The sequence below is a fragment of the Ruegeria sp. AM4 genome (assembly GCF_056540665.1).
Genome location: NZ_JBQFXD010000018.1, coordinates 25,073 through 41,213 on the forward strand (window position 1 = coordinate 25,073; position 16,141 = coordinate 41,213).

At 53.4% G+C, this 16,141-nt stretch carries 15 protein-coding genes and 1 pseudogene; 7 read left to right on the forward strand and 9 right to left on the reverse strand.

The annotated features are described in order from the left end of the window. Nucleotides 1-55 precede the first annotated feature (55 nt). The 3 genes from ACR0JA_RS21870 to ACR0JA_RS21880 form a co-directional block, all read right to left on the reverse strand. A complete protein-coding gene (locus ACR0JA_RS21870; protein ID WP_480579652.1) occupies nt 56-1,438 on the reverse strand; it encodes a TRAP transporter large permease in 1,383 nt (460 codons plus the stop codon). Beyond that, nucleotides 1,435-1,971, reverse strand: coding sequence for a TRAP transporter small permease (locus tag ACR0JA_RS21875; protein WP_480579654.1), 537 nt, complete (start codon nt 1,969-1,971; stop codon nt 1,435-1,437). The genes ACR0JA_RS21870 and ACR0JA_RS21875 overlap by 4 nt, the downstream gene beginning before the upstream one ends. A gap of 65 nt (nt 1,972-2,036) precedes the next feature. After that, nucleotides 2,037-3,047, reverse strand: coding sequence for a TRAP transporter substrate-binding protein (locus ACR0JA_RS21880; RefSeq protein ID WP_480579656.1), 1,011 nt, complete (start codon nt 3,045-3,047; stop codon nt 2,037-2,039). Nucleotides 3,048-3,128: 81 nt separating this feature from the next. Here ACR0JA_RS21880 and ACR0JA_RS21885 point away from each other — a divergent pair, with 81 nt between their 5' ends. Then, entirely contained in the window at nt 3,129-4,046 is a 918-nt protein-coding gene (locus tag ACR0JA_RS21885; protein WP_480579658.1) for a LysR family transcriptional regulator, read from the forward strand. 138 nt (nt 4,047-4,184) lie between these two features. Beyond that, nucleotides 4,185-5,624, forward strand: a complete 1,440-nt coding sequence (locus ACR0JA_RS21890; RefSeq protein ID WP_480579660.1) for an SLC13 family permease — start codon at nt 4,185-4,187, stop codon at nt 5,622-5,624. A gap of 102 nt (nt 5,625-5,726) precedes the next feature. Here the strand turns inward: ACR0JA_RS21890 and ACR0JA_RS21895 are convergent, their stop codons facing one another. Genes ACR0JA_RS21895 through ACR0JA_RS21910 form a run of 4 tightly spaced genes read right to left on the reverse strand, consistent with a single transcriptional unit; the run spans nt 5,727 to nt 10,384 of the window. Then, entirely contained in the window at nt 5,727-7,253 is a 1,527-nt protein-coding gene (locus ACR0JA_RS21895) for a tripartite tricarboxylate transporter permease (RefSeq protein WP_480579662.1), read from the reverse strand. A gap of 7 nt (nt 7,254-7,260) precedes the next feature. Further along, the gene (locus ACR0JA_RS21900; protein WP_480579664.1) at nt 7,261-7,752 is read right to left on the reverse strand and encodes a tripartite tricarboxylate transporter TctB family protein; all 492 of its coding nucleotides are present in this window, start codon (nt 7,750-7,752) and stop codon (nt 7,261-7,263) included. A 12-nt stretch (nt 7,753-7,764) separates the two neighbouring features. Further along, entirely contained in the window at nt 7,765-8,766 is a 1,002-nt protein-coding gene (locus tag ACR0JA_RS21905) for a Bug family tripartite tricarboxylate transporter substrate binding protein (protein ID WP_480579666.1), read from the reverse strand. Between the two features lie 37 nt (nt 8,767-8,803). Next, on the reverse strand, nt 8,804-10,384 hold the full coding sequence (locus ACR0JA_RS21910) for a sulfatase (RefSeq protein WP_480579668.1): 1,581 nt from the start codon (nt 10,382-10,384) through the stop codon (nt 8,804-8,806). Nucleotides 10,385-10,485: 101 nt separating this feature from the next. On the opposite strand from ACR0JA_RS21910, the gene ACR0JA_RS21915 reads away from it, so the two are divergent. From ACR0JA_RS21915 to ACR0JA_RS21925, 3 genes and pseudogenes are all read left to right on the forward strand, one after another. Beyond that, nucleotides 10,486-11,379 carry a LysR family transcriptional regulator gene (locus ACR0JA_RS21915; RefSeq protein WP_480579670.1) on the forward strand — a complete coding sequence of 298 codons (894 nt, stop codon included), beginning with the start codon at nt 10,486-10,488 and terminating at the stop codon, nt 11,377-11,379. Nucleotides 11,380-11,456: 77 nt separating this feature from the next. Next, nucleotides 11,457-11,652 (forward strand): annotated as a pseudogene (locus ACR0JA_RS21920) (transposase); the annotation flags it as partial. Between the two features lie 258 nt (nt 11,653-11,910). Further along, nucleotides 11,911-12,966, forward strand: a complete 1,056-nt coding sequence (locus ACR0JA_RS21925; RefSeq protein WP_282121183.1) for a tyrosine-type recombinase/integrase — start codon at nt 11,911-11,913, stop codon at nt 12,964-12,966. Between the two features lie 56 nt (nt 12,967-13,022). Here ACR0JA_RS21925 and ACR0JA_RS21930 read toward each other — a convergent pair whose 3' ends face one another. Together ACR0JA_RS21930 and ACR0JA_RS21935 are read right to left on the reverse strand one after the other, a co-directional pair. Further along, complete coding sequence (locus tag ACR0JA_RS21930) at nt 13,023-13,367, reverse strand: type II toxin-antitoxin system RelE/ParE family toxin (RefSeq protein WP_282121182.1); 345 nt, start codon at nt 13,365-13,367, stop codon at nt 13,023-13,025. After that, nucleotides 13,364-13,621 (reverse strand): type II toxin-antitoxin system ParD family antitoxin, encoded by a 258-nt coding sequence (locus tag ACR0JA_RS21935; RefSeq protein ID WP_282121181.1) that lies wholly within the window; start codon nt 13,619-13,621, stop codon nt 13,364-13,366. Before ACR0JA_RS21935 ends, ACR0JA_RS21930 begins: the two co-directional genes overlap by 4 nt. Before the next feature lie 393 nt (nt 13,622-14,014). On the opposite strand from ACR0JA_RS21935, the gene ACR0JA_RS21940 reads away from it, so the two are divergent. Both ACR0JA_RS21940 and repA read left to right on the forward strand, forming a co-directional pair. Then, nucleotides 14,015-14,218 (forward strand): hypothetical protein, encoded by a 204-nt coding sequence (locus tag ACR0JA_RS21940; RefSeq protein WP_282121180.1) that lies wholly within the window; start codon nt 14,015-14,017, stop codon nt 14,216-14,218. A gap of 741 nt (nt 14,219-14,959) precedes the next feature. Continuing rightward, complete coding sequence (gene repA / locus ACR0JA_RS21945; protein ID WP_282121179.1) at nt 14,960-16,141, forward strand: plasmid partitioning protein RepA; 1,182 nt, start codon at nt 14,960-14,962, stop codon at nt 16,139-16,141.

Here is a 16,141-nt window from a genome sequence, read left to right on the forward strand (position 1 = left end):
TAACAGCGGGCATTTCGGTTTAAGCTTGGTATGAGAATGACCTGCCATGCCATCCTCACCCAATCATCGTCTGAGGAAGCCAGACGGCGATTTGCGGAAACAGGATCAACAACAGCAGCATTAGGGCCATCGCAAACCAGAACGGCCAAATTCCACGAAACACCTCGGCCATCGAGACATTAGGCGCGATGGATTTGACGACAAAGACGTTGATGCCGACCGGTGGGCTGATCATTCCCATTTCCAGAACGATCACGACAAGTACCCCAAACCAGATCATTTTCATGCTGGCCATCGACGGATCGAACCCGAATTCAAGCGCGGCGATGATTGGCAACACAACCGGGATTGTTAGAACCAGCATTGCGATGCCTTCCAGAAACATGCCCAAAAACATGTAAATGAGGATAATCACTAGCAGAATTCCATAATCCCCTATCGGCAGGGATGTCAGCAGAACCACCAGTTGGCCAGGCAGTTCAGTGAGCGACATGAATGGAATAAAGATGAAGGCGCCAATTAGGATAAGGAAGACGGTGGCCGAGGCCTTCATCGTCTGCAATACGACCTCTCTGATCGCGGAAAGGGTCAGGGTACGACGTACGGCAGCTACAATCAGGGCAAGAAAAGCACCGACCGAAGAGGCCTCAACCGGTGTGAAAAAGCCCGTGTACATACCGCCTATTGTGATGCCGACGACAAATGCGAAAGGTAATGCCGAGACCAACGCGTCTCGCCTGTCTGGCCAAGATGCGCGTTCGCCCGCAGGCCCGGCCTCTGGCTTGCGCAACACCGTCTGATAGATCGCGCCTATGAACAAAAGCGTCAGAACGATACCGGGTATCACACCGGCCATGAACAAGCGCCCAATACTCTGCTCGGTGAGCACCGCATAGATAATCATGCCGCCAGACGGCGGGATCAGAAACCCCAGGGTTCCGCCCGCGGCGACTGCCCCTGTTGCCAGACTGTCAGAATAGTTGAATTTTTTCATCTCTGGCAGCGCCACACGACCCATCGTTATGGCAGCCGCAAGTGAAGACCCGGAAAGGGCAGCAAACCCTGCACAAGCCGCAATTGTCGCCGACGCCAGCCCGCCGCGATAGTGGCCCATCCAGCGATAGGCGGCGTTAAACAGGTCTGCCGACATACCGGAAACCCCCGCGAGATTGCCCATCAAAACAAACATTGGGATAACCAGCAGGTTGTAGTTCGATGCTGCCTCGAATGTCTCTCCGGACATGTTCGACATAGCTGTTCGAAGGCCGCGGGCCAATGCCTGGTCAGAATCCATACCGACCAACAAGAATTTCTGCGTCGTCGCGACAATTGTGCCTACAACGCCTACCAAAATCATCGACAGTGCAACGGGAAAGCGCAGCCCAAGAAGCACAAACAGAGACAACAGCCCCAGTATTCCAATCAGCGTTAGGCTCATTCTGTGCCTCCCAGATTAAGAAGGCGTACAGACCCGCGGAACAGGCGCTGATACACATCCAAAACAAGGACGATCCCATAGAGCCCGGAACTGATAGCCAACAGGTAGTAAAAAGGTTCATACGAGATCAGCAGTTGCTGCGTCGTTTCACCGAATTTCGTAGCCTTTTGCCCCGCGTGGATCAGTTGCCATGACATGACGAACATCAGCCCGCCACCGATAAGCCGCAGCAGCACCATCGACCACTTCTCAAAACCAGCCGACATGCGGGATTCGAATACTTCGATTTCAATGTGTGCGCCCGTTCGCCCACCCAGTGGAATGGCCAGTGCGACCAGGATCACAAGGCTAAGGATCAACAAATCCTCGGCCCCTTTGATCGGTGCACCAAATATTTTTCGCATTATCAACACGTTGGCCGCACTCAGAAATACCATGAATGCCAACGTCAAACCGCCGCCGATCAAGGCAATACCAAGCAGAAACTTATCGATCAGCCGGATCGGTACGGGCAACAACTCTTTGCCAGACATGGTCATCCTCCACGATGGGGTAAAGCTAAAGACGCGCCCGGCCGAACCGGGCGCTTTTTGCTCGATTACTGGTTGATGGCTTCGTAGATCTCGCGCGCACCGGTGATGCCGCGCGATTCATAGTCCGCAAAAATCACGTCCAGACCTTGATTGACAGCTTCATCCATCTTGGCCCGCTCTTCCGCGCTGACTTCCACAAGCTTGATATTGGCCATCTGTTCTGCACCATCCAACATGGCCTCCGAACGCCCGTCGGCCGCGTCAAAGCTGGCCGCCCCCTGCAACGAGAACGTCTCGCCCGCAAGTTCGTCGATAATGGCCCGATGCTCATCTGAAAGATCCATGTAACGTTCTTTGTTCATCGCAACAAAGAACACGGCAAACTGCACTGGCACGTTGGTGACGAGATGACTGGAGACGTCCCAGAAATTCCACGGTGCCGTGATATTGTTGTACGTGGCGGTGGTGGCGTCGATGGTTCCGGTCGAAAGACCAGTATACATTTCGGTGACCGGCATCTGAACTGGCACAGCACCCAGTGCTTCAATGATCGGTGTAGTCATCGCCGCGAACGGCACCATTTTTTTGCCTTTAAGGCCGTCCATGGTCGACACGTCGCTGGTTGCAGCCCAAACGTTCCCGGTCGTGGTGAAAACACCCAACAGCTTAACATCCTGATATTCCTGAGCGAGATGCTCCTCATAGACGCTCAACATCCTTTCCGTGGACTCTTTTGCGCTCGTGGCTTTTCCCGGCGGAATAATCAGCATTGTTCGCGGGAAGATGTTTGGCGTGTAAGCCTGAAGGCCGAAGACAACGTCAGCCACGCCTTCAACCACGCGCTTATATTGCTGAACCGGCCCAGCACCCAATTGACCCGCAGGATAAAGCTTCATCGTCAGAGTACCGTCCGACCGCTTTTCCAACTCTTCACCGAACCACTTAAACAGGTTCGAGTTGATGTGATGTTGCGGCGGAATGAAGGTTGCAACCGACAGCTCCTCCGCATGCGTGAATGAGGCGACAGCCGTCGACGCTGCGACAGTCAGGGCACCAAGTATGTTTGAAAGTTTCATCGCGTTCCTCCCGGCATTCATGATCAGGGCAGATTACGCATTGCTCGACATTCAATCTATTTATGTGTATTTATATATCTCATGCAGAAAACTAATTTCCTTGACCTAGATGGTCATATCCTTCGAACATTTCTGGCAATTCTCGAGAACAGTTCTGTTTCCGTCGCAGCAGAACAATTAGGGGTCACACAACCTGCAGTCAGCCACACTCTGGGCAGGCTGCGTAATATTCTGGGCGATCCATTGTTCGTTCGATCAGGGCAGGGTTTGATGCCGACAGAGACAGCGCTTGCATTGAAGGAACCGGTGCAAAGAGCCATTGATGGGCTCAAATGTCTGACAGATGATCGTATCTTTGATCCAAGAGCTGAGAATATGGAATTTGTAGTCGCAGCAAACGATATGCAGCGCGATCTCGTCTTTCCCCAGCTCATACGCGAAGCTTGGAGCGATGGCATTTCAGTTGATTTCCAGTTTCTGCCATCGGGCCAGCCAACAGTTAACATGATGCGAGAGGCTCGGTGCGCACTTGCGCTGACACCTCTGCCACCGGATGGCCCGGACATTTTCCAGAAACCATTGTTTTCAGGTGAGATGATGTGTTTCTACGACGCCGAAATGCGTGATCCGCCGAAATCCTGGAAAGAATATTGCAACGCAGATCATTTGACAGTCCGGTTTGCGGGTGGCGGGACTTCTATCAAGGTCATCACAGATCTTGAGGCATCGCAGATTGGCGAACCGCGTGTATCCGTTCCCAATTTCAACGCAATTCCCCCCTTTATCAAAGGGACACAAATGATCGCCACCGAAGTTAGCCTGATGCGCCTGCACACTTTGCGTGAACTTGACGCGGCCCCCCTGCCCTTCAAAAGTAATCGCGTCACAATTTACATGATCTGGCACGAGCGCAGCACAAATGATCCGGCACATATCTGGCTACGCAATAGAATATCCGAAATCGCATCAAAGATTCCTGAATTGATGCAGGAATTGTGACCAGCTCTCGCTTGGACAGTCACAATGCGATCGAGGAACAATAAAACAACCTAATACTGAATATAAAGCCCTATGAATGGGCTTCATGCTTTGTCTCGATATTCTGTTTGGATCAAATTTGGATATCAGGAGATCGAGATGGCAAAGCTGTTAGCTGGCCGTCAGCGTTGGTTGGCCGGGCCCAAAAGGTTAAAGCCTGCCAACCTTGTCGCTTTGCTTACAACAATTACAGGGCTTGTCATCCTGACAGGCGCGCTGAATGACACCGTGCTGTCGGGTTCTGATCATACGATGATCCAGGCTTTAAGCGTCGTAGTCTTCACTCTGGGCCTCTGGATCACCGGTGTAGTCCCCGAATTCTTCACCTCATTACTATTCCTTTTCCTGTCTGCGCTGCTTGCCATCGCGCCGCCCGAGGTGGTGTTTTCGGGGTTTCAGTCCGGAGCGCTATGGATGATTTTCGGAGGTCTCGTCATTGGCCATTCGGTAACACATTGCGGTCTTGGAGACAGGTTGGTTAATCGCCTTCTTGCTTTGTCTGCGCCGGGTTACCTGGGGGTTTTGACGACGGTTGCGTTATCCGGTCTTGCCTTGTCGTTTATGATACCGACCGCAATCGGGCGCGTAGTCCTTATGGCTCCAATCGCGGTTCACCTTGCCAAACAGCTCGGATTTGAACCAGGATCGAAGGGACAAGCAGGGCTGGTTCTGACTGCTGGAATGAGTACATCTCTTCCCGCTTTCACCATCTTGCCATCGAACGTTCCGAACCTGGTTATGTCGGGTTCTGCCGAGGGACTTTATGGCATCTCATTCACGTACGCGCAGTATCTGGTCCTGAATTTCCCAATTCTTGGTGTATTAAGCCTAGTCGCTACAATTGGCCTGAACTGGTGGTTTTTTCGAGAATCGCCCAAACGCCAGACGATTTCAATTGAACCCAAACCACTCACAGGATCGCAACTCCGGCTATCCGGAGTACTTGTGGTGACCATCTTACTCTGGGTAACAGACAGCTGGCATGGAATCGCACCTGCGTGGGTCGCCCTTGGGGCCGCACTGATCTGCGCTTTGCCTGTATTTGGTGTCATCCCCGTCAGCGACTTACCTCAGAAAATCAACATTGCGCCAATCTTCTTTGTTTCCGGGGTCATTGGCTTCGGAGCCGTGGTTTTTCACTCCGGTATAAGTGCCTGGGCCGGAGAGTATCTGGTGGGCATGTTCCATGAAGCAAATCTTTCTAGCAATACGGCTATTTTTGCCTCTCTGGCCGCCATCGGATCACTGGTGGCAGTGTGCACAACGGTTCCGACCGCGCCAGGTGTAATGACTCCATTGGCAGGGCAGTTGGCAGAAGCCACTGGCTGGCCAATTGAGTGGGTCTTAATGGCGCAAGTTCCAACATGGATACTCGTGCCGTTTCCATATCTGGTTCCGCCATTGCTTCTGACAATGTCAATCGGTCGAATTCCATCAACGCAGGCGGTTCGCCTGTTGCTAGCTTACTTCGCGATTGGGGTCACTGTGCTCGCCCCACTTCACTTTCTTTGGGCAAGGTCATTAGGTTTCTTTCTTTGATAACAACACTCAGTGGGTTGGAGCTTTTTCCCTCCATATAGCTCTACCGCACTGATTGAGGTTGGAAAGTCCCCTTGCACAGACTTGCCCGTTAGAACTGTATTATTCATCCGCTGACAGCGCCTTTGCCAGTTCGCTTTGCTTCGAACCGCGTGCCCGTTTGAAGGTAAGATACACCATCGTCACCAGCAGCAGTCCATTGACGACGACCAGAATTGTCGAGACCGGACGGTCTACAAATATCCAGTAACCTTCGCGCGAGATCAGAAGCGAGCGTCGCAGGTTGTCTTCAAGGATCGGGCCGAGGATCATGCCGATAACCACGGGTGCAAGAGGATAGTTCGCAGCCCTGAACAGGATGCCAATCTGGCCGAATACAAGCATGATCTGAAGATCAAAAACAGACGCCTGAAGAGCATAAGTGCCGATGGAGCACAACAGCAGGATGCTGGGGATCAGGTAGACCTTTGGAATGCGCAGAACATAGACAAACAGCGGTGTGGCAAGAATTCCTGCGATCAGCAGGAAGATATTTGATGTCAAATACACCATGAAGATGCCGCCAACTACGTCCGGGCTGTTTTCGAACATCGCAGGCCCCGGAATGAAGCCCAGGATCAGAAGCGCGCCCAATAGCATCGCAGAGGATGCGTCGCCGGGGATGCCAAGAGCCAAAGTGGGCACCAGCGTGCCTCCAACGGTGGCGTTGTTTGCGGATTCCGTTGCAACCACACCACCTTCGGCGCCTTCACCGTATTTCTCCTCTGGCTTTGCAGCCGCTTTCGCAACTGCATAGCTGGTGAACGAACTGATCACCCCGCCCGCTCCCGGGATCGCACCAAAGAATGTACCGATGGCCGAGGAGCGGATCAGATTGACATAATGCTTCAACGTCATGCTGATGGTCCCAAGACCCGGCCTTTCCACCTTGACGTCCGGTTTCTGCAAAAGGTCCCGGCCCAGCATCTGGGCGGCCATCTCGGATATCGCAAACAATCCCACGACGACCGCGACGATGTGGAAACCATTCAAGAGATTGTGTGACCCAAATGTGAACCGCAGCCCGGTCGAAAAGGAATCCGTTCCGACAGTGGCAATGAGAAGGCCGAAACATCCCGCCAGCAGGCCCTTCACAATGGACCCGCCAGAAATCACCACGATTGCAAACAATCCCAGAACCGCCAGCATCGCATATTCAGGCGGCGCAAAATTCGCGGCAAAGCTGGCTAGAATTGGCGCGCAAAAGATCAGAACAACACCGCCGATCAACCCGCCAATGGCAGAACTGGTAATCGCGATGCCGATGGCATCAGATGCACGGCCCTTCTGGGCCAACGGATACCCATCAAACAGTGTTGCTGCGGCGAGTGGTGTGCCGGGAATACGCAACAGAATTGCGGATACCGATCCACCACAGGAACCGCCTACAAAAATCGCGATCAAAAATCCCATCGCTGCAACGGGTGGCAATCCGATCGCCACAGGCAGCAAGAGTATGATCCCCATCAACGGACCAAGGCCGGGCATGGCGCCAACCAACAGACCGACCAGGATGCCACAGAACGTGAATCCTAAGGCGAGCGGTGACAGGAATACATCAAGTCCGACGGAAAGAAACTCTACAATCACAATGCACCTACCAGGGGATAAAGATATTCCAGATGCCGAGCGGCAAGACGACATTCAGGAAGACTTCAAAAAAGAAAGCAAAGACAGTCGCGATGCCTAAGGACGCAATCGCCATTTTCAGATACTGTCGCATCCCGCAGATCCACATGATCGCAAAAATCATCGGGGTGGTTGCAAGGTGATAGCCCAGTGTCGTCAGGCTCATGAGATAGACGGCGAAAACCACGATCAACATACCGGCGCGGCGCAAGTCAGATAGCTCAACGTCGCTGGCGTCGGATGTGTCCCCTTTCTTGATGAACTCGGTCACGAGTTGAACAACCAGAAGGATCCCCATGAATGACGCGATAATACGCGGGTATGTGGCTGCGTTGTCGTAGGGACCGCCACTGGCGATCCCCTGTTCTTTCAGATCAGTTTCGATCTGCCAAAAGATGGTTACGATGACAACGAGAAGAAATCCCAGAGCAGCTAAGTTCAGTAATCTTGACGATGCCATCGCGCCCTCTCCTTAATTGAGTTTCCCGAGTTCTTCTTCTTCCCACGCCAGCGCGTTGCCCATAGAATTGAGCTGTGCGTCGACCGAGCCCACGATTTCCTCGTATCTGGTGTGATCCCAATCAAGTGGGACAAAGCCAATGGCCTCAATGGCTTCGATAACGTCCGGTCTGGCCATTGCGCGCTCCATCGCGCCGCGCAGCTTCTCGGTCACGTCGTCAGGCGTGTCAGGGTTGACAATCCACCAGGTCCAACCCATGGGCCCAAGGTTCGAGAGGCCCAGATCAATTCCCAGCTCACCGATGGTTGGCGCCCCGTCATAGGCTTTTTTCGAGCTCTCCAGCTCAGACAGAACCAGCAGGATTTTGACCTTGTCCGGGTTTGCCCGGTAGTTGCCAACATTGATGAACGCAAAATCCAAAACCCTCGATCCCAGGTCTTTGAAAACATTGCCGTCCTGAGTGTAAGGTACGTTCTGGGCGACGCAACCATGTGACTGCAACACCTTCGCAATCACCATATGAGGCAAATTGTTCCGTGATCCCGAGGAATACCGCAGATCGCCAGGGTTGTCCTTACAATAGACCATCAATTCCTGAAAATCCGCCCAACGCGATTCATCAAGCTGACCTGCAATGGCAAAGGCATTGGCAACCGCAGCGCTGAGCGGTTTGAAATCTTTGTAACTCCAGTCTGCATTGCCCAAGATTGGCTGTAAAACCAACGGGGCAACATAGCCGTCAAATATGGTATAGCCATCGGCGGGCTTGCCCATGGCCGTCTTCTGACCTTTGGTTCCGGCCGCTCCCGGCAGTGAGATCACTGGCATGTCTGTGCCCAGCTCTTCGCCCATGGCCTTGGCGACAACCTGGCTCATGGCCATTGCATTGCCCGGACCCCAAGGATGGATGACTTCGATATTCCGCTCGGGGAATTCCGCGAGCGCTGTGAGGGCTGATGCCGTCACAAACGCACCTGCAAGAAGAGTGCTTTTTAATAGTCCAATACGTTTCATGATTTTCCTCCTGTGAGATTTCCGAACAGAATGTGTGCTATTCCCCGGCCAGCGCGACCTTGGGTCGTGCCAGATCGAAATGCGTAAACAGTTCCGGCGGCGCGTCGTGCAGAGAAAAGTGATGCGCGATTTCTTTTCCAAGCCGCTCTGCCACGGCAGGGTCGCTCAATGGCGTCTCTTGACGGGGGTCGATTTCGACGTTGAACAGAGCGGTCTCGCAATCCTCCAGAGTATCGCCGTCCTGACCAACCTGGGTGTTCTTCGGATCCAGCTTGATCCTGAGAGTCGGCGCGCCCTTCGTGAAATTGAACGGTGCAGCCAGTTCACTTGATTGCAATTCGCCAATATCGAAAAGAGCAGTCATATGCGCGGGCATCAGTGTATAGAGATGCAGATTTTGCCCCGAGAGGTCCTCGGGGTAACGATAATAGGAATACGTGCCGTCCGTTACGCCTACCGGTCCGCCGAACATGCCGAAGATCAGACTATCGCGAGTGGGCACATCACTGGCCAACATCGGCAACAGTGAACCACCTGTCACAGTTTCTGGGATGCTGCAGCCGTGGATATCCAGGAATGTCGGCATCAGATCGGTGGTCTGCGTCAGCGATTTTCGGTGTGTGCCACTCTGATCACCATGATCGGGATGCCAGATCATCATCGGGATGTGGCTGATTTCCTCGTAGTACGGCATGCGGTTCTTGGCCCACCAGTCATGTTCCGACAACAGAAAACCATGATCCGTGGTCAGCACCAGCGCCGTTTCTTTCCAAAGCTCATGTTTATCAAGGTAATCCAGCAGCTTGCCAAAATACTCGTCACACATTGCCACCAGCGCGGCATAATTGCCCCGGATTGCCGCAACCTCCTCTGGCGAATTTCCGTTCCTTTCGTAGGCCGGCCAATCGAGGATCTTACCGTTGTAACCGGTGTCATAGGCTGTCTTGAATCGCTCGGGGGCAACGAAGGGCTCGTGCGGATCGAAACATTCAAGTTGCAGGAACCAGTCGTCCTCGTCCTTGTTGATGTCGAGAAACTCGAAGGCGCTGGCAAAACACTTCGCTGTCGGGAAATCGCTTTCTTCGACCAGACATTCCTCGGAGATGGCGCCACGCAGTTTCTTCAACGCGATTCTGTCGGAATTGCCCGTCGTGAGAGATCCGGTCTTGGACAGTTTATCTAGCGGATAGTGCCGCTCATCGAAGCGCTCTTTATAGCGCTCAACAGGTGGCCGAACCAAAACCTTCAGCGCATCGTATTCCTGTCCACGGACGAAATCCCAACTATCAAAGGCGTTTGCATATCCCCAGCCGCCGTTTTCGAAATAGTGCAGATGGTCCGAAATCAGATGCGTGTAAACGCTGTTTTTGCTCAAAATTTGCGCAAAACTTTCATCAAAAGGCTCCAACGGGCCCCAATTACGGTGGGTGAAGTTCAGGCGCCCCGTATGCATGTCGCGCCGTGCGGGCATGCAGGGAAGTGAACCGACGTAATGCTTGTCAAACGTCACGGACTTTTCGGCAAAGCGGTCAAAGTTCGGAGTCGCAACCGATGTTCCACCGTAGGCACCAAGCGCCAGACGATTCAGGGAGTCAAACAAAACAAATATCGTTTTCATGAAATTGGTCGCCCCTTCGTCAGTTCCCTAATAATTTGCCATGTGGATATATATTCTGCATAGTGAATTTAAGTGAGGTGTGTATTCAAAAAAGGAATATCATGGACAAGAAACTCAGGGCGTTTCTGGCCGTTGCGCGGGACAAGTCCATTACCACCGCAGCATTGAGTATCAACCTTGCGCAATCATCAGTGACAAAACGCATCAGCAGTCTGGAGGTCGAATTGGGGACCCCCTTGTTCCACCGGGATCGGCGCGGCATGTCGCTAACCGAGGCAGGCGAGAAATTTCTGGTGCGGGCGGAACGAATAGAACGTGAGTATCGCGACGGGTTGGAGGAGATCGGGGTCATAGCATCCGCAGGCATGTCGGAATTAACCGTCGGAGCTGGGCCGATTTTTCACCTTAACTGGGTGGCTGGATTGTTTGCCGATCTCATCGAGAGATTTCCCGATCTGAGGCTCAATCTCAAGACCGAACACCGGGAAAGCATGGGCAAGCTACTGATGGCCGGAGAGCTAGACGTTTATCTCGGAATTCTTTCGAAAGATGAAATGGACGCGTCTCTCTTTGTGAAACACGTCACGCAAGTTGAACATGGGATTGTCCTCCGTGAGGATGATCCGATTTCTCAGGCCGATACGATCAATCCGGCTGATCTCGCCAGCTATAAGTGGGTGAGTTTCACGGTTGATCCTGTAACCGAGCAGAAAATTGAGAAATTCACGCTTCCTAAGGGGGCAAAAAAATCACTGATCAATATACGAACGACATCGCTAGCAACGGGGCTTCAGCTCGTCAAATCAGGAAAATTTGTCATGTCCGCCCCGCTCCTGCTTGCGAAGGTCGTGGCAAAAGAAGGGCTCGTCATCCGTCCAGTGTTGCACCGGATGGAACCGCGCGATGCCGGAATACATGTAAGAAAAAGTTCTTTGGAATATGGTGCCATTAAGACCGTGATCGCATATTTTGATCAACGTGTGATTCAAAACTGACTGCGTGTCTAAAAGGCATTGTTGCACAAATTGGCTTAAGGATTCACTCCATGAATCTAGCATGACAGCAGGGAAGCATGAGCCGTTGTGTCCCTACGAAGTACAAGACCAAGAAATGGCCTTCGTACAACACGGTACTGAAGCAACGCAGATCGCATTCGATCTGGTGTAATCCTGGAATGGTTTGGACTCCGCCGCCGTCTGGAAAGCGTGATCGGCAGCAGGGCCATCCAGATCTATCTGACGCTGAAAGTGGTGTTTGGCTGGGCGCTGTAGCGAACTCACAACGACACATCGAGGCCGGCGGGTGCGTTTGCACCTTCAGATCTTTCCGTCGGTTTTTTACTTGGCAGTTACTCTCCCGGCACAAGTGATTTCCGTAACAGCACAAATCTCCTATCTGCTTTGCGCTCATTATAGCGTTATTTTGCTCGTTACATCCGCCGCCTTTTAAATTTTCATTTACATCTGATAAGTACCCCTTATTACGTATGATTGAAATTTGCCGCGAAGCGATGCAAAATGCGCCCCATGACAGCCCCTGCCCCATACCTGCCCGACGCTCCCCCTGCCCTTTCAAAGGAAGATCAGGACGCGCTCACGGATCTCTATGTCCGCGGCACGCCGGCCAATACGCTGCGGGCTTATGAGCGCGACCTGCTCTACATCACCGCCTGGAAAACAGCGCGCTTTGGCGCGGTGTTGGACTGGCCGGAGAGCGAGCCTACCGCCCTCGCCTTCATCCTTGATCACGCCCGTGATCTGAATGATGCACCAGAAACGGATGTGGCGCGCGAAACCGCAGAAGCGCTCATTGCGCAAGGCCTGCGCAAATCGCTGGCCTGCCCGGCCCCTTCGACGCTGGACCGGCGCATCGCCTCCTGGCTGGCCTTTCACCGGATGAAGAACCTCGCCAGCCCCTTTAGCGCGCCACAGGTGAAACAGGCCCGCGCCAAGGCCCGCCGCGCCGCCGCCCGTCCCCCTGCCCCGAAGTCGCAGCACCCGATCACCCGTGAGGTTCTGGAGCAACTGTTGGCCACCTGCCGGGGGTCGCGGCGCGATTGCCGCGACCGGGCAATCCTGATGCTCGGCTGGGCCAGCGGTGGGCGCAGGCGGTCGGAGATCACCGGGCTGATGCGTGAGGATGTCTCTCTCAAGGAATTCGACAAGACCGGCGTGGTCTGGCTCTCACTGCTGGAGACCAAGACCACCCGGAAAGGTGAAACCCCACGGCTGGTGCTGAAGGGTCGCGCCGCGCAAGCATTGGTGCATTGGATCGAGGTCGGACAAGTCACGAACGGGCCGCTGTTCCGCCCTGTCTCCAAGGCTGACAATGTGTTGAAGCGTCGTCTCAGCCCGGATTCGATCTACCAGATCGTCAAACACCGGCTGGCACTGGCGGGACTGCCGGAGGATTTTGCCTCGCCCCACGGGTTGCGCTCGGGTTTCTTGACCCAGGCCGCTTTGGACGGTGCCCCGATCCAGGCCGCCATGCGCCTGTCCCTGCACCGCTCCATGGCGCAGGCGCAGAAATATTATGATGATGTGGACGTCGCAGAAAACCCGGCAACCGACCTGTTGGGGTGATCACTTACTGATTATTCAAAGAAATCTCAGCCTGAGGGAAACTCTGACTGCAGTGCCTATGTCTTTTTCCCTGCCGCATCCATCAAAGTGACCAGCCCGGAAACATGTCGTGGCAAATTACAACGGGAATGCAAGATATCGACTATGATCACACTATCCGGCTGGTCCAGGTAGACGAGGAAATGCTCTCCTGCCTGTACGTATCTGAGATCAGCCGCCTCCTCGACCAATAATGAACAGCTACGGCTGGCCACCCTGCCCTCCGTGATGGCCTGACATCGCGCTATCAATTCTTGTTCATAAAGATCGGCCTGATGCGGTCCGAACTTGTCAATTGTCCATCGGGCAATTTCCACCAGGCTGGATTCAGCACGGCGTGTCAGTCGAAAGGGTCTGGTCACGCTTTGGAACGTGCCCTTGCAAAGGCACGACGGATCGCATCCGAACCGCTGCCTTCTGCCAGATCTCCAGTCTGAGCCTGCGTCACACCCTCCTGCAGGCCTTGTTTGAGAGACACCAGTCCCGCTTCTTCCCGTTCTAGAAGCCGAAGCCCGGCACGCAGCGCTTCACTGGCGTTCTGATAACGACCGGACGCAACCAGATTCTGCACTAGTTGATCCTGCGATTCTGTAAGTACCACATTGCGGGTTACCATGGCATAAGCCTCCTGATTGGCAATATATGCCAAAGAGGAGGTTGGTTCAACAGTTGGGAATTCCACACGCGGCAAATTAGTCAAGCTGTTCTTATTGCCGGCCTAACGGAGCAGTTGAGTGCCCACTGTCGTGGCTGGGTAAGCCATCACCCCTCCACTTTCGCACATTCCAAACACTGGGCCGACCTCATTGCCCCGAACGCCTATCTGATCACCCTTGATATTCTCGAACATCAGATGGTCACCAGCCAAGGTTCGCGCCGGGACTCCCCTGACCGGACGATCCTATTACCGGACTGAACTCAGTTAGATGGCAGCGTTCGGTGTTCGGCGCGCCTTATTTTGGAGGCGGGAGTGTCGCTGAAGAAATTCAACGAGAATGACCTAACTTAGGTGTCGCCGCAGGTAGTTGAGACCACCCCAAAACGCGAGGCTCCACGGTTAGTGCGCAAGGGTCGCGCAGCGAGGCCGCTGGCGTGTTGGATCGAAGTGGGTCACGCCGAGGACAGCCCCATGTTTCACTCGGTCTCGAAATCTGGCCGGATACGGAAGCGCCGCCTCAACCCGGACGCCATCGACCAGATCGACAAACACTGACTGAAGCTAACAGGACTACCGTAGGATTATGCCTCACCGTAGGGGCTGCGTTCGGGTTTCCTTACTCAAGCCCCGCAGGAGGCACACCGATCAAGACCGACTTGCACCTATCGCACTGGCCCAGAAATGCGGTGACGACGACGATATCGCCGACAATCCGGCAACCGATTTATTGGAATGAAACCAACATCGGTCCAATTGATAAGCAACTTCAGTATACCTTGGTTCACAGGGCAGTTGCTCCAAAGACCAGCACTGGAAGAGTATTAACTACACCATCAAATTAGCGGACACAGAAAGTCAGCTACTAGAACACCGCCCTGCCCTGGCAAAACAATGAGCTTGTCAGCACTTTTCAAGAATAACCACCAATTGGGCTTTTTAGTGGAGTGGGGCTCAATACTAATCTGATTTAATCATCTGCAACTTGAGCAAAACGTGAGCGCATTGCAGTATTTCTGGCAGGATTTCGCTTGGCTGAAAAGACAAAGTGGCCGGCGTCTGGCAACCCTCTAATCTCGAATTCCGAAGGCGAACTTTTGCCGCAAGCATGCAACCTCAAAGCGCCTCTTAAGCACCCAATGGAGACGTGAGTTAACAGCTGTTAACTTCGGGACGCTTGTGCAGGCTTCGCAACGACCCACAAGTTATTGATTTTTCTCTTGACATGAATCGGAATACGAGTGCCTAAATGTACTCAAGTTGCGCAACCAAACAAAAAAGAGCAGGAAATCTGCAACTATGTTACAAACCACACCAATTGCTGCGACGACGCAGTCTCACGTTACACGTGAAATCTCTGATCGTCTACAAGTTGCACTGACGACCCACTTAACTCAGGCGTATTCCCCTGAGTTGTCAAAGACCCTCCGACTCTTCAGCGCGACAGAGGTTGCCGACCTGTTTGGCACAACCGGACAGTTCTTGCGAAAGGGCCATGCTGAGGGCTCTCTTCCAGAGCCGGAGTTCAACAAGAACGGACGTCGCTTTTATTCCGGAGCCGAAATCAAAGCAATGCGCCAGATCCTTGAAGGAAGTTCCAGAAAGCCCGGAAAGTACCTTCCCGGTCGTCGCGATGCCGACCAGCTTCAGGTTGTTCAACTCATGAACTTCAAGGGTGGTAGTGCGAAATCCACCTCAGCCATTCACCTTTGCCACTATCTTGCACTTCAAGGTTATCGCGTTCTGGCTATCGACCTTGACCCACAAGGCAGCTTGACCGGATTCTGTGGAATTCAGCCAGAAATCGAGTTTGAGGGGAATTCGATCTATGATGCTCTGCGCTACGAGGACTCGGTCCCGATGTCAGAGTGCGTCCGGACCACTTACTTCCCTGGCTTGGATCTTTCCCCCGCCCAGTTGATCCTGTCAGAGTTTGAAACGGAAACCGCTGTCTACGCCCGCAAAGGCGTTCCCTTCTATAATCGTCTTGCCAGCGCAATCGAAGAAGTCGAAGCAAACTATGATGTAATCATTATCGATAGCCCGCCTTCTTTGGGTTTCTTGACGCTGGCAGGATTGTTTGCGGCAACATCTGTGATCGTACCGCTGACACCGAGCATGTTGGACGTGGCCTCCACCCAGCAGTTTCTTGAGATGACTTCGGCATACCTGGAAGAGTTTGAGAACTCCGGGATTCCGATTGTCCATGACAATTTCCGGTTCCTCATAACACGGGACGACCCCTCGGATACCCCATCACAGCAAATTGTAAGCCTTATGCGGGCGCTGTTTCAGGATCGAGTAATCGGAGCAACTGCGCTGCGAAGCACGGCGATTGCCGATGCCGCGATGCTGAAAATGACAATGTACGAAGTTGTTCGATCAGAAATGACACGGTCTACCTATGACCGCGCCCGATCGAGCATGGATGCCGTCGGGCACGAAGTCTCAAACATGATTCAAACCGCGTGGGGCCGTTGA

Bases quoted from the DNA above. Each gene is read 5' to 3' on its own strand.
- repA (WP_282121179.1), top strand. From the start codon at position 14,960: ATGTTACAAACCACACCAATTGCTGCGACGACGCAGTCTCACGTTACA.
- ACR0JA_RS21870 (WP_480579652.1), bottom strand. From the start codon at position 1,438: ATGAGCCTAACGCTGATTGGAATACTGGGGCTGTTGTCTCTGTTTGTG.
- ACR0JA_RS21915 (WP_480579670.1), top strand. From the start codon at position 10,486: ATGGACAAGAAACTCAGGGCGTTTCTGGCCGTTGCGCGGGACAAGTCC.
- ACR0JA_RS21910 (WP_480579668.1), bottom strand. From the start codon at position 10,384: ATGAAAACGATATTTGTTTTGTTTGACTCCCTGAATCGTCTGGCGCTT.
- ACR0JA_RS21890 (WP_480579660.1), top strand. From the start codon at position 4,185: ATGGCAAAGCTGTTAGCTGGCCGTCAGCGTTGGTTGGCCGGGCCCAAA.
- ACR0JA_RS21885 (WP_480579658.1), top strand. From the start codon at position 3,129: ATGCAGAAAACTAATTTCCTTGACCTAGATGGTCATATCCTTCGAACA.
- ACR0JA_RS21935 (WP_282121181.1), bottom strand. From the start codon at position 13,621: ATGGTAACCCGCAATGTGGTACTTACAGAATCGCAGGATCAACTAGTG.
- ACR0JA_RS21875 (WP_480579654.1), bottom strand. From the start codon at position 1,971: ATGTCTGGCAAAGAGTTGTTGCCCGTACCGATCCGGCTGATCGATAAG.
- ACR0JA_RS21900 (WP_480579664.1), bottom strand. From the start codon at position 7,752: ATGGCATCGTCAAGATTACTGAACTTAGCTGCTCTGGGATTTCTTCTC.
- ACR0JA_RS21925 (WP_282121183.1), top strand. From the start codon at position 11,911: ATGACAGCCCCTGCCCCATACCTGCCCGACGCTCCCCCTGCCCTTTCA.
- ACR0JA_RS21905 (WP_480579666.1), bottom strand. From the start codon at position 8,766: ATGAAACGTATTGGACTATTAAAAAGCACTCTTCTTGCAGGTGCGTTT.
- ACR0JA_RS21880 (WP_480579656.1), bottom strand. From the start codon at position 3,047: ATGAAACTTTCAAACATACTTGGTGCCCTGACTGTCGCAGCGTCGACG.